General features: G+C 57.8%; 6 protein-coding genes. 2 read left to right on the top strand and 4 right to left on the bottom strand.

The features are described from left to right. The coding region (locus tag KK078_RS20630; protein WP_254092208.1) for a PKD domain-containing protein at positions 1–2185 on the top strand (2185 nt) is incomplete at its 5' end. Positions 2186–2353: 168 nt separating this feature from the next. Beyond that, complete coding sequence (locus KK078_RS20625; protein ID WP_254092207.1) at positions 2354–5260, top strand: ligand-binding sensor domain-containing protein; 2907 nt, start codon at positions 2354–2356, stop codon at positions 5258–5260. Positions 5261–5505: 245 nt separating this feature from the next. Here the strand turns inward: KK078_RS20625 and KK078_RS20620 are convergent, their stop codons facing one another. The 4 genes from KK078_RS20620 to KK078_RS20605 form a co-directional block, all read right to left on the bottom strand. Further along, positions 5506–7455 carry a sialate O-acetylesterase gene (locus tag KK078_RS20620; protein ID WP_254092206.1) on the bottom strand — a complete coding sequence of 650 codons (1950 nt, stop codon included), beginning with the start codon at positions 7453–7455 and terminating at the stop codon, positions 5506–5508. A gap of 8 nt (positions 7456–7463) precedes the next feature. Continuing rightward, positions 7464–9086, bottom strand: a complete 1623-nt coding sequence (locus KK078_RS20615; RefSeq protein WP_254092205.1) for a GH35 family beta-galactosidase — start codon at positions 9084–9086, stop codon at positions 7464–7466. A gap of 88 nt (positions 9087–9174) precedes the next feature. Next, the gene (locus tag KK078_RS20610; RefSeq protein ID WP_254092204.1) at positions 9175–11004 is read right to left on the bottom strand and encodes a RagB/SusD family nutrient uptake outer membrane protein; all 1830 of its coding nucleotides are present in this window, start codon (positions 11002–11004) and stop codon (positions 9175–9177) included. Positions 11005–11021: 17 nt separating this feature from the next. Next, the gene (locus KK078_RS20605; RefSeq protein WP_254092203.1) at positions 11022–14150 is read right to left on the bottom strand and encodes a SusC/RagA family TonB-linked outer membrane protein; all 3129 of its coding nucleotides are present in this window, start codon (positions 14148–14150) and stop codon (positions 11022–11024) included. Positions 14151–14297: the final 147 nt, after the last annotated feature.

Below are 14297 nucleotides of genomic sequence, written 5' to 3'. Positions count from 1 at the left end.
TCCCTATTATGTCATCCTGAATCTCGCGGTCGGCGGCAGCAACTTCGTCGGCATTACCAACCCCGCCCAGATCACGGCACCCATGCCGGCACAAATGGTCGTCGACTACGTGCGCGTATATGCAAACGCCAACACACAAACCTTTCAGGCCAGCAACCTGCCGCGGCAGACCGGCACCTTCGGTGTCTTTACCGAAACGACTCCCGTCACAGCATCGCTGGGCGCCAGCCCGACGATCGACGTGTGGAGCAACCTGACGGCTACACCCACCACGCCGCAGGAAGGATCGGCTGTATTGTCGTTTACCGCCAATCCCGGCAATTGGTTTGGGCTGGGCATTCCTACCGGCGCCACCAACATCAAGAACATGCAGAACTTCATCGACGGCACATTGCGCTTCCGCATGAAGACCACCTCGTCGTGGCCCTTCTCGATCGGTGTGATCAGCACGGCCAACGGTAACGCCCAGGCCGGTACACAAAGCAAGACCGTGCGCCTCGACCCCGCCGGTGCGAATCAGTATGGATTAGTACGCGACGGCCAGTGGCATGAGGTCGTGATCCCGATCAGCGCCTTTGGCAACGTGGAATTCCGTTCCATCAACACCATGTTCTATATCGTGGGCGATGCGCCGTCGTCATCCGTCACGTTTGCCCTCGACAACATCTACTGGCAGGATGGCACAAAGGTCACCCCGCAGAACGGCAACTATGTATTATACAGCGATACGCAGACCGGCGTAGACCGTTTCGACCTCGGCACCGACGGCAACTTCTTTGTATGGGAAAACACCCTGACCCCGCTGGCCACGACGCCTTCCGAGGGCAGCAGCGTATTGTCGTTTACCCACAACAACAAAGGTTGGTTCGGCGCCGCCTTTACACCCAGCAACGTACACAACCTCACCGCTTACAAAAACACGACGGCGCGGCTTGTGCTCTCGCTGAAGACCTCGGATGCGACCACGCCCTTCTACCTCGGCATGAAGAGTGGTACACGCGACGGCGAAGGCCAGAAGTGGATCGCGTTTGAGCCCGGTCAGACACCCTATGGCTTTGTGCGCAACGGCACCTGGCAGACGATCCAGATTCCGCTGAGCCATTTTTATGAATCGGTCAACCTCATGGAAGTAACACAGCTTCTGCAGATCCTGGGCACCGGTAACATTTCCAACATCGCCGTCGACAACATTTACTTCTCGGGTGGCGGCACGGCCGAACCGGACAACAGCGGCAGCAACGTCGCCCCCATCGCCAACGCCGGCGCCGACAAGGTCATTACCCTTCCGGCAAACAGCACGACGCTCAACGGTAGCGGTACTGACAGCGACGGAACGATCAGCACCTATGCCTGGACACGCGTCAGCGGCCCGAACACACCTACCCTGAGCGGCGCGGCCACCGCCACCCTATCGGTTAGCGGCATGGTGGCCGGTACCTATGTATTCCGCCTGACGGTAACCGACAACGGCGGTCTGACCGCCAGCGACGATGCGACCGTTACCGTGAACCCCGCAGCCACCGTCAACCTGGCGTTGCTGAAGCCCGTTACAGTGTCGTCTGTCGAAGCCGTTGGAACGCCGGGCAGCGCCGCGGTAGACGGTGTGGCCACGAGTCGTTGGAGCAGCGCGTTCAGCGACCCGCAGTGGCTCTATGTGGACCTGGGCGCCACATACTCCATCACGCAGGTAAAGATCACGTGGGAAGCCGCCTACGGCCGCGACTACGTGGTGGAAATCTCGCCCAACGCATCCACCTGGTCGCCGCTGCGCACGGTGACCGGCAACACGGCGCTGGTCAACGACCTGACGGGATTGTCGGGCTCCGGTCGCTACGTACGTGTCTATGGCACCACCCGCGGCACGCCCTACGGCTATTCCATCTATGAGCTGGAAGTGTATGGCACCGCCGCCGGCGCCCGCACCGCCGCACCGGAAGGCGTCACCACCGCGCTGGCCGAAGAAGATCCCGTATTCTTTTATCCCAACCCCGCCCACGATGTGCTGCGCATCGAAGGACTGACCGACGGCACGGAAGTTGGCTTCCTGTCCACCACCGGCGCACGCCAGTATACACAACGTGTAGAAAACCAGGCCGTGAGCATAGGTCACCTCCCCGCCGGCGTATACGTCGTGCGCTATCGCCGTGGCGCAAAAGACGTGCAGAAGAAATTGATTAAACGATAGACCTCCCTTTCTGACAAGCCGGAGACGTGCGTACCGTGCGTCTCCGGCTTCTTTTTTTACACCGCCCGGAACTTCGGCTCATTCCCTCCCGCATGCAACAGGCCGGTCATAGCTGAAAAAATAAGCGAAATGCTGCGTATTTTCAGTACTCCGACAACCGACCTCGTTATGGACCACTATGTTTTTCCGGTTACGCACCGGAAGCTCCTCTGCTTGATTCTCGCCGTGTTGCCCGCGCTTGAACCGGCGTTCGCCCAGGCCCCACCCGAAGGGCTTCCGTACATTCGCCATTACAGTCGCCAGGACTACGGCTCGTCGCCGTTTAACTGGGGTATTGTGCAAGACCGTCGTGGAGTAGTATACGTGGCGAATAATTACAACCTGCTGCAATTTGACGGTAACACCTGGCGCAGCACCCCACTCCCGAACCGCACCGTCGTGCGATCCCTTGCGCTCGACAAGAACGGCACGGTCTACTACGGCGGCCAGGCCGACTTTGGCTACCTGCAACCCGACGCCCGCGGCGAGCTCAGCTTTGTGTCGCTCAAGTCGTATATCAAGCCCCGGGAGCAGGCCTTTGCCGACGTCTGGAAGATCCTCGTTACCGAGCAAGGCGTCGTATTCTGCACCAGCGCCGGACTCTATACCTGGCAACACGACTCGGTACGGTTCTTCCGGTTAGACCCCGAAGCCGCGGGACTTACCTCCTACTTTTATGTAAGCCGTCGCCTGTTCGTCTGTCGCCAGCGACAGGGCATAGCCGAGTTCAAAGACCACGAGCTCGTCACCGTGCCCCACAGCGAGACACTCGCCCGGTACAACGTCACGGGCATGCTCCCCGCCGCGGGCAACCGCATGCTGGTGGCCACCCAGCAGCACGGGCTGTTTATGTATGACGGCTACAGCAGCTTTACACCGTGGTCGCCCGAAAGCGCGCCCTTCTTTCGAAACAACACCGTGGTATCGGCCGCCGCCATCCCGGGCGGATATATTCTCGGCTCGTCACACCACGGCATGCTGATGCTGGGCGACGACGGCACACCCCGCTTGCACCTGCACCGCGACAACGGCCTGCAGCACAACGGCATCGAGTATATATACCCCGACAACAACGGCAACCTGTGGCTGGCGCTGCGCGACGGGATCGACTACGTCGAGATCAACTCCCCCTTTACGCGCCTGTCCACGGCCAGTGGCCTGGCAGGCGCTGGCTTTACATCGTGGATAGAAGACGGCACCGTATACCTCGGCACGAGCGAGGGCCTGTATTACAAACCCTGGGCACCGGCCAATCCACTCACACCATCACCCTTTCGCCTGGTGGAAGGCACCGCGGGTCAGACATACAACCTGCAAAAGATCGGCAACACACTGCTCCTGACGCACAACAACGGTCTCTACACCGTGCGGGGCACGACCGCACAGCGCGGCGAAGGCCCTGCCGGCGCGTGGCTGGTACAACCGCTGGCAAAGCGGCCGGGCTATATACTCTGCGGCGCCTACGACGGCCTGCGACTGTACCGCCTCGTAGATGGCAAGCCGACATTCCTGTGGAAGATCCGCGGCTTTGACGAATCATCGCGGGTCATCGAGCAGGACGCGGCAGGCAACCTCTGGGTGGCACACGGCTACCTCGGCCTGTACCGCATCACGCTGACAGACGACCTGCGCCAGGTGCGCGACGTGCAGTTCTACAACGCACGCAACGGCTTCCCGTCGAACGTCTTCATCAATGTCTTCCAGGTGAACCACGAACTCGTCTTTACGGGTCAACGCGGCATCTATTCCTACGACGCGGCCCGCGACACCTTCGTACCGCATGCAACCCTCGTGGAAGCGATCGGCGCCGCGGGCCACACGCGCAAGCTGGTAGAAGACCGTGAAGGCAACATCTGGTTCGCCTCCGGCGACGACCTAGGCATCTTGCGCAAACGCAACGGCCAGCACTACGAAAGTACACGCACCATCTTCAACAAACTGCAGCGACGCCTCGTCGGCGGCTTTGAACACATCGCCCCCTATAGTACACGCCACGTCATCATCGGCACCGACGACGGCTTCGTGCACTTCGACCCCGCGTTTGTCTTCGACACCGATCATACCTTCGCCACCCTGATCCGCGGCGTAACCCTCGCGGCAGGCGGCGACTCCCTCCTTTCAGGGGGCTGGCAACCCGACACAAAGGTTTCTGTCGGAGACACACCGGAATTACCCTACGCACGTAATGCGCTTCGCTTTTCCTTCTCAGCAACGTCATACGAAGACCCCGGGCACGTACAATATCAATATATACTGGACGGATACGACACCCAATGGTCACCCTGGACAAAACACACCACGCAAACATATACCGACTTGCCCGAAGGGCGCTACACCTTTCGCGTAAAGAGCATGGACCTGTACCGTCGTGCCGGTTCGGAAGCCGTGTATGCCTTTGTTGTGCTACCACCCTGGTATCGCACCTATTGGGCCTACGCCGGATATCTGGTGGCGATCGGGCTATTCGTACGCTGGGCCTACCGAAGCCTGCGACACACACGGCTAAAGACGCTACGCCTGCAAGAGGTCACGCACCAGGAGGCCGTGTTGCGGGCAGAGAAAGAGATCATCAAACTAAATCACGAAAAGCTCGAGCACGCCCTGGCCCACAAGAACCAGGAACTGGCCTCATCCGCCATGCACATTGTTCACAGCTTTGAAACGCTGCAGAAAGTCAAGAGCGATCTATATACCGCGCTGGAAGCCGTACAAGACCCGGAAGCACGCGGACACCTCAAAAGGATCCTACGCGCCATCGCCGGCGAGCTGACATTAGAGAACAAGTGGGAACAATTCGAGCATCACTTCAACCATATCCACCAGGACTTCCTGGCGCGCCTGCGACGCGATTATCCGGGACTGACGCACAACGACATCAAATTGATTTCTTACCTCAAGCTAAACCTGGCGACAAAAGAGATCGCGCCGCTGCTAAACCTGACAATACGCGGCGTAGAAGCCAGCCGATACCGCATACGAAAGAAGATGAACCTGGACCCACATATAAATCTGACGGATTTTATAATGCGGTATTAGGGGAGGTCGGAGTTTGGTGCCCAAAGGGGTAGTAGGGGCGTAGCCCCCACACACATCAGTACCTGGCGCGAGTCTTAGCCCCGCCGCGGGGCGGAGACTCGTGCCTAGCATGATTCGTGCATCGATGGAGGGAGTCTCCGACTTCCGAACCTTCACGCAAATTATTTTCGAGCGCCCTAACGCCAAAGAAACAACAACTCGATTCGTCCACCGTAGCTTCAGGTGGCCCGAGACAAGACCGCGTTCTATTCAACAACCCGCTCCTCAAACGGCGAAGCCGGCAACCCTTCCCGGTTAACAAGATTCGCCTTCGCCGGATTATCCCCCCATGCATACCGAACATATACCGGATGCTCCACAAACGCACTGGAAACAACAACCGCGTCATCAACGATCCTGCCCGTCGCCCGCTTATATACCTTATCGACACCGGCTACAGCAAACTGCCCGGGCGCATCACCATCACTTGTTGCAAGCCCGGTCCCAATCTCACGAAACGACAGAACAACGGAACGCCCCGCTAAACGCGCTCCCTGAAACACAGGCCCCGAGCTCACCACCTGCCTGTCATCGTACACCAGCCTCCGCGCCGCCAGCGCCAGCCGATCACCGATCGGCTTTTTATTACCAGGATGAATGTCGTTCCACTCCCCCACATCGATCGCCACCACCATCGCCGTACGCGGTACGCGTAGCGCCTGACGCTGTGCCTCCCGCAAAGAAGCCCACCGGCTTTCCACCGGCAGGTAGTTCACTTCGTTAAAGTTCGGCAGCTGCACAAACAAAAAAGGCAGAGCAGCATGCTGCCATTGCTGACGCCAGTCAGCGATCAACGCCGGAAGAAGCTTGCGGTACTCCTCGGGCGTATCCGTATTGCTCTCTCCCTGGTACCATACAACCCCCTTGATCGCATACGGCACCAGCGGTGCCACCATACCATTGAACAACGCCGCCGGTTGCGAACGCGGCGGTATGATCTCCGCTACCGGTTCCGGCGCATGAAAGACGACATCGATCGTATACTGCCAATGCCCCGTCAGATCCACGGTATCGCTGTCAACGACCAACCGATACGGCTTATCCGGCACAAAGCCGCCTTTACCGTGATAGTTCGTGACACGCACCGTCAGTACATTCCTGCCGGCCTTCAGCACCCCCGCGGGCACCTGGTAACGTCGCTGCGGATACTGATATCCTGTGTGCCCCACGGCCACACCGTTGATATATACATCATCCGCATCCACAATACGCCCGAGCGCCAGACGCGCCGGCTTGCCCGCCGCCGAGGCCGGCAGCTCGATCACGCGGCGGTACCGAACGATGCCGTCCAGGTCCCGAATGCCCTGGTCTTCCCAGTAGCCCGGCACATATACCGGCCGCCAGTCTTTTACCGTTACTTCAGCAGCATCCCGCGCGCCCGCCGAAAATCCCGGCTCCGAACGCACCGCGGCCTCCCAGGCATCATACGCTGCACGGGCGCCACGGTTCACCCGGTGAACATACGCACTGTCTTTGTTCTGCCGAAGGCTAACCATGGCTGCCGGAAAGGCACGCAGACCATCCTCACTCGTCCAGGCTTCGATCGGCGTCCCCCCTGCACTGGTGTTGATGATACCGACCGGCACACGGTATTTCTCGTATAACGCCCGCGCAAAGAAATACGCTATTACCGAGAAGCCCTTGACATCCGAAGGATTCGCCGCCTTCCACCGGCCGCCCGGCAAGTCCTCCCGGGGCCCTTGCAGGTCGGCCGTTACCGGCACCGTGAAGTTCCGGATCTGCGGATAGTTTGCCTGCGCAATATCTTGTTTGTAACGCTCCTGGTGCAATGCCAGGGAGTGTACCATGTTGGATTGTCCCGCGCAGAGCCACACATCGCCGGCCAGGATATTCCGCAGGGTGATCTTGTTGCTCGCCTGTATATCGATCGTATACGGACCACCGGCCGGCAGCGGACCCGCCAGGATGGACCACGTACCGTCTGCCCCGGCCGTTGCCTTGTAGTGCTTCCTGGCAAGCGCCACCTGCACGCGCTCACCCGGGGATGCCCACCCCCAGATCTTTACCTTCGCATCGCGCTGTACGATCATGCTGTCGCGTACAAGGGCGGGCAACTTCACCTGTGCCGGCAACAACGTACTGCTCAGCAGCCAGGCCAGTACCACCATGCCTCGCCGTACACTTCGATCCTTCATGATAAAAATCACTTATACTGGTATAATGACAATTTCTGAATACCACACTCACCGACAGGAAAGCGCAGGTGCCTTCCCTGGTGGCTTTGGTCGCCGTTCATCGTGCGACCGGGCACCCAGCGGCCCTCGCGGTATTCGCCTTCCTCGATCGTGAGGATCCCGGTCCGCCCGTTGCTCGCTTGCGCGGATACAAATGTAACGACAATGCCCGTGCCGGCCACGACAAACTCATCGGCCGCGGTTTGCAGGATAAGCCCGCCCGCCTGCGGCCAGGCCTCCTCCTTGGCACCGGGCGACCATCCCAGGGTATAGTCGTGCTTTACGATAAATATATAGTTGCCAAACGTCAGCGTATCCGTGTCCGCGTGTTTGTCGAGCAATACGCCGTCGAGCGTGGGTTTGCCCTGGTGCCGGCAGAGCTGCGGTATCAGCTGCTCCAACACACGATAGCTCCGGCCGATAGGCTCGCGCTCCGGCGCGTCTGTCGACTCGATGGAGAACGGTGAAAAGCCGATCGCCTGGTAGTGACCCAGCGCATAAAATACTTTGGCCGCAACCGACGGCTCAAACCGTATCTCGGGAATGAACAATGCATTGTCCGGACGCGTATACAGGTCGTTCCAGTAGGCAAAGTCGGGATTGTAAAAATCCGGAGACAACAGATCGATCGCAGGCGTAGCCGCCTTCCAGACATCGATGATGTGCGGCAGCGGCCCGCCGCTGGGGTAGTCGCCCGGCTTTACGTTGGGGCGGTTCAGCGCCGCATTGACAAACATCGGCAGCGGGTATACCTTCTTGCCCTCCTGCGCTACCTGGTTGGCAAAGACCGCAAAGTGCCAGGCGATAAACATTTCGTCCGTGGCCAGGCCTTTGCCAAATACTTCCTCCCAGGTGCCGGCGGCACGGGTGCCATTCTTCTTCCAGGCCGTTGCCAGCGCCGGCGCCAGGCTCTTTCGATGTTGCTGCAGGTATTGCATCAACGCCGCGGGGACCGGCTGATGAAATGCCTTCGTAGCGTCGGGATGGTAGTCGCGGGCGCTGGGCAACATGCCGATCTCGTTCTCCACCTGGATCATAATCACCGTTTGGTGCTTCTCATCCTCCGTGCGGATGTGCTTCATGAGCGCGCGAAAGGCATCGACGTCGGCACGCAGGTTGTTGGCGCTGAACGGCGTGAGGATCTCCTGCGCCTGGCCCCGCGCGTCGTAAGCACGCGGATAAGTCTTATAATCCTTCTTGACCCACGCCGGCACATAACACGACATACTGTTCTTCCAGCTTCCGAACCACAGGAAGACCAGTTTTATACCATGACGGCGGGCACCGGCCAACAGGCTGTCGACCGTCGTAAAATCGAATTTACCCGGGGCGGGCTCGATCAGCTCCCAGTATACCGGCGCCAGCACGGTGTTGCAATGCATGGCCTGCAGCTTTTTCCAGAGGGGCCGCATATAGTCGGCACTGGACGCGCTGGAGTTGCCCAACTCGCCCCCCAGCACCAGGAAGGGTTTACCGTTCACCACCAGGTGGCCGGCCGCGCCCTGCCGTTGTAATGACGGCAGCGGCTGTGCCCGTATAGTCGTGGCGCAGGCCAGTATAACGACTGCGCAGTATATAAACAGGTATTTCATCGGAAGGAAGATACGTTAAAAATAGTGAAGGAAGGTAACAACCTTCCTTCACACCAAACTCCAAAGGGGTAAAGCAGTAACGATTCCGTTAGTACACGGGATTCTGATACTTGGCTTTGTCCGGATCGGATATCCGGTCCAGCTGACTTTGCGGGATGGGGCGCAGTACATGGTGCGGTTGAATATTGGCCGCATCGGGATTGCGGGTCGGCACCCGGTCCAGCAACTTGCCCCGCGCCGCGAGGTCCGGCCAACGCGAGTGCTCACCGGCCAGCTCACGTGTGCGCTCGTCGAGTATAAAGTCGATGTCTATATCGTCAGCCGTCACTTCGATGGCCGCATAGCGGCTCTCGACCTCCTCCGGCGTCAGTCCCGGACGGTACGCCGCGCGGCGCTTCAACACATTGATCAGATCGGCAGCTTCACCTGACTGCCCCAGTAGCATGGCGGCTTCCGCTGCGAGCAGATACGTTTCCGCAAAGCGGCTCACCGGCAACGGCCTGCCGGACGCATCCTGGAAGTTAGCCCGCTGTATACTCTGGAACTTCGTAAGGCTCGGGTAGATCAGGTTGGTCCGGTTGGCGTTGGTATAGAATTCGCTCGGACCAAAGACCCGGTAGTTTTTCTTTTGAGCACCGGTCAACGCCTTCAACGAATCGGCCTCCCGGTCCGTCTTCGTCAGGTAAAAAGCAGTGTCGCCGATATTCAACCCGATTACCTGTAATCGATCCACGTAGGTAGCGGGCGGCGTGGCCGACACAGACCGTGCGTACCACACCATCCGGAACGAATTGTCGAAGCGGCTGTCGTTCTTCTTGTCGGCAAAGGCCGTTTCAAAAAGCCACTGGGTCGGGGCGAACCGGCGTAAGGGACGACCGTACTCCAGCGGGCGGCCGTCGATATAGGCCTGCGTGGAAGGGGGCGTCGTCGAAGGATCAAAGACAAAGATCGGTCCCTGGTAGTTTGAGTTGAACATGTTGTTGGTCATGTTCGCCTTGTTGGCAAAGTCGGTCGAGGGATCGAGCATTTCGTTCGCCGTGTTGTTCTTCGGCAGACGCTCGACGGCGTACAGTATCTCCGCATTGTAGTCATTCCCTTCCCGGAACACATCGGCAAAGTTTTCAAGCAACGCTGCACCATACGTATCCTTGCCGTTGATGAGCTGAATAGCCGTATTGTAAGCGTTCTGAAAGTCCGTAGATTGGCTGGCGGCCGAATATCCGCGGTATAGGTATACCTTTGCCAGCAGGTGCAACGCGGCGGATTTCGACAAGTTGAAGGCTCTTTCGGGACGCTTCGCGGGCAGGTTCTCCACGGCGAATGTGAGGTCGTCGATCATGGCCTGGTAATTCTTTACCAGCAGATCGTCCACCGGCAACCGGTTAAAGGCAGAGGTCGGCAGGTCATTAAACTGAAGCTCTCCCGAACCCAGGTCGAGTGGTACCGCACCGAACTGTGTTACCAGCAAATAATAGTACTGTGCACGCAGATAACGGGCTTCCGCTACCCAGACGACCCTGTCTGCTTCCCGCACGTCAACGAGTTCTTCCGGCTTCAGGTTGATGATCAGGTTGAGCGTATTGATGTGCCAGAAGTTATTGTTCCAGGGCGTAAGCAAGTCGCCCTCCGACGTACTGACGTTATATACATTCAGCGGCGAGCTGATAGCTTGGTCGCCGTTGGTCCATTCATCCGTACCAAATACGTTCAGGTCCAATGCACCAATAGGCCCATAGTTAAAACGCATGCCTGCATACCCGGTCACAACCGCTGAACGAAAACCGCCCGAGGTCTTAAAGTAGTCCTTCGTAAAGGTGGTATAGGGATTCTCTTCGAGGATCTCGTTACACGCGGTCGACAGCAGGGTTACCAACACCAGGCAGCGCGACGAGGGTATAAGTTTATTTAAGAATTTCATAAACCAGTGTTTTTATTTTAGAAGGTAATATTAAGGCCCAACGTAAACGAGCGTGTGGGCGGCGAGCTCAGCGCTACGGTCAGCGCGCGGTCGGGAATATTGCCACCGTTCTGTACAAAGCCGGTTTTACCGGTTCCGGTTGCCTCAGGATCGACGCCACCCGCTTTCATGTACGGCGAGTAGAGCACCACCGGGTTGATCACCGTGGTATAAACGCGAATGGAGCGTGCCCGGATCCGCTCGGCCACCGCCGTCGGGATTTTATACCCGAAGTTGATGCTCCTGATCCGCACGAACGACGCATCGTAGTAGCCCAGCGTTGTCCAGGCAGACGTAGCTTGCGGCGGCGTGATCGTCGCAAGAGGTGCCGGGAAGTCGTTGGTCGGATTTTCCGGTGTCCAGTAGTCGACTTTCAGCTGATTGCGGCGACCGTCGTTGATCGTCAGGTAACCCGCCAACGGCTGGTGTATTGCGCTGATCAGGGTACCGCCGAAGCGGGCATAGGTCACAAACGAAAGGTCAAAGCCTTTATAGGAAAAGCGGTTGGTAATACCTCCCTGCCACTTCGCCTGGCCGCTGCCGATGATGGTACGGTCGTATTCGGGCGTGATCTTACCGTCGGGTACACCGTCGGGACCACTGATATCGCGGATCTTGAGCTGACCCGGCACCTGTCCGAACGATTGAGCCTGCGCTTCTTCACCCGTCTGCCAGATACCCTGCTTGTCGAAGTCGTAGATCGCCGTGAGCGGTTCACCGATGTGCAATCCGTTTTCAATGTTCCGCACAAAACCGTCGTCGAGGAAAAGCAGCTTGTTCCGGTTCCAGAAGATGTTGAGATCGGTGCTCCACTGAAACCCGCCCGGTGTTTCGATGTTGATGGACGAGATGGAGATCTCCATGCCACGGTTCTGCATTTTACCGATGTTCGTGGCATAGTCGCTATTGACACCCGACGTGGCCGGCAGCGTACGGTTATAAATAATGTTGTGGGTGCGTGCGTTATACCAATCGATCGAGCCGGTGATGCGGTCTTCAAACAGCCCGAAGTCGATACCGATGTTGGTGGTCGCCGTAAACTCCCACACAAGCTTCTGGCTGGCTATGCGACTTACATAATAACCGTTCTGGAGCTTTGTACCAAAATTATAGACGATCGGCACGTTGTTGGCTCCGTTGCGCCAGGTGTTGGTCACGCCGCCGATCAGGCTGTAGGGATCAACCGCCTGGTTGGACGTATTCCCCCACCCTACCCGCAGCTTCAGGTTTGACACGGGCCGGACATTTTGCATAAAGTCCTCCTTGATAATATTCCACCCACCCGACACCGCCGGGTAACGATGCCATTTCTCAGAAAGACGGGAAGAACCGTCGATACGCCCGGTCAGCGTCAACAGGTATTTGTCTTCAAAGCTATAGTTGATACGTCCCATGTAGGACACAATACCCCACTTAGCTTCTTTGCCGTCCAGCCGACGGTTGGCCGTTTCCACCGACGTGCCCAGGTTATAGTATTCCACAAAGTCGCTCGTGATCGAATCCTTGCGCACAAACGTGTTGTGCTTCTGCGATTCCTGCACGCTATACAGGCCTGTGAATTTAACATGATGCTTTTCCGCAAAAGTCTTCTCATACATCAGGATGTTTTCCAGGGTATAGCTCCATTCCTCTGTATTATCGACGCTGGCATAGTTACCGGCGTTCGGTGTGAAGTACGTATCCATCCCGCGGAACTGGCTGTTTTCCTCCTGCGAGTAGTCCAGGCCGATATTCAGGCGATAGGTCAGGCCCGGTATAATTTCGGCCTCGCCGTATAAACTATTGAACGTACGGATCCGGCGGATGCGGTCGACCCAGTCATGGTCGTTGCTTTTCAGATAGAGCGGACTATAGGTATTGGCCCGGTCGTCGTCGTTGCCGGCCGGGGCCTTGACGATCGTACCGTCGGCTTCATATGCCGGCATCAAGGGGCTGAGCGATAAGATCGGGAACATGGGGCTGATGCTCGAGCCATTGCGGATGCTATAAGAGTTCATGGAATTGAAGCCGAACTTAACACGGTCGTTCAGCTGCAGGTCTTCGGTGAGCCGCAAGCTCAGGCGCGAAAAATCCTGCGCGGGCAAAACACCTTTTTCTTTGAAATATCCGCCACCCACCGAATAGGTGCTCCGGTCGCCGCCACCTGAAATGGATAGGTTGTGGTCCGTGATATAACTGTTCTCGTACATCAGGTCCTGCCAGTCGGTAGACCGGCCTAACTGGATCGATTCAAGCTCCTCGGGTTTATAGCCACCAAGGTATACAGACCTGTCGCGCAGGTTTTCATATCCTTTGGCATCGTATACCGGGTATTTCTTGGACACGGTGCTGATACCGTAATAGCTGTTGAACGAAAGGATGTTCTCTCCCTTCTTTCCCCGTTTGGTCGTTACCAGGATCACGCCGTTAGCGCCGCGCGATCCATAGATCGCCGTAGCCGATGCGTCTTTTAATACCTCGATGGAGGCAATATCGTCGGTATTGATATCATTGAGGTTTCCCTGGTACGGTATCCCATCGAGTACAATGAGGGGGTCGTTGCTCCCCGATACGGAACGCTCACCGCGAATGCGGATCTGCGCGCTCGAGCCCGGTGTGCTCCCCACGCGTTGTACCTCCACGCCGGCAGCACGCCCCTGCAGGGCGTTCTGTACGTTCGCCACCGGCACTTCGCGCAAGGACTCGGAGCTGACAGACGCCAATGACCCCGTGATGTCACTCTTCTTTTGTGTGCCGTAGCCCACGACGACCACTTCGTCCAGCGACTGCACGCTGGCCGCCAACGTTACGTCCACACGTGTGCGGCCGTTGACGGCCACTTCCTGCGTGGCATACCCGATGAAGCTGAACACCAGCACGGCATCGTTGCTGTTGACATTCATCGAAAAGTTACCGTCGGCGTCGGTTGTGGTACCCAGCGACGTGTTCTTGACCACGACGTATACACCGGGCATGCCGGCACCGGTCTCGTCTTGTACAGTGCCCTGCACAGCCAGCTGCGCATGCGCCGCGGACGCCACCAGCAGCAGGCTCATCCATAGGACGATCCCCGGGAAGCCCCGCCCCATGCCGAGACCTGGGAAATTGGGTAGAAATAGAGTTCTCATAGGTTGTTTATTTAAGTGGATTAGTAATTGGTCTGTTCCAGGAGCACTCCCGGGTGCCGGGAATGCATGAATCGAAGATGAGTGTTTTCAAGAATCTTTGCAACCGATTGCATAAATTTATCTTAATAAATCACTACTTTAGGCAAT

Origin of the sequence: Dawidia soli (genome assembly GCF_018598185.1) — a bacterium.
GTDB lineage: Bacteria > Bacteroidota > Bacteroidia > Cytophagales > Cyclobacteriaceae > Ohtaekwangia > Ohtaekwangia soli.
This window is presented reverse-complemented; position numbering and strand designations above follow the sequence as displayed.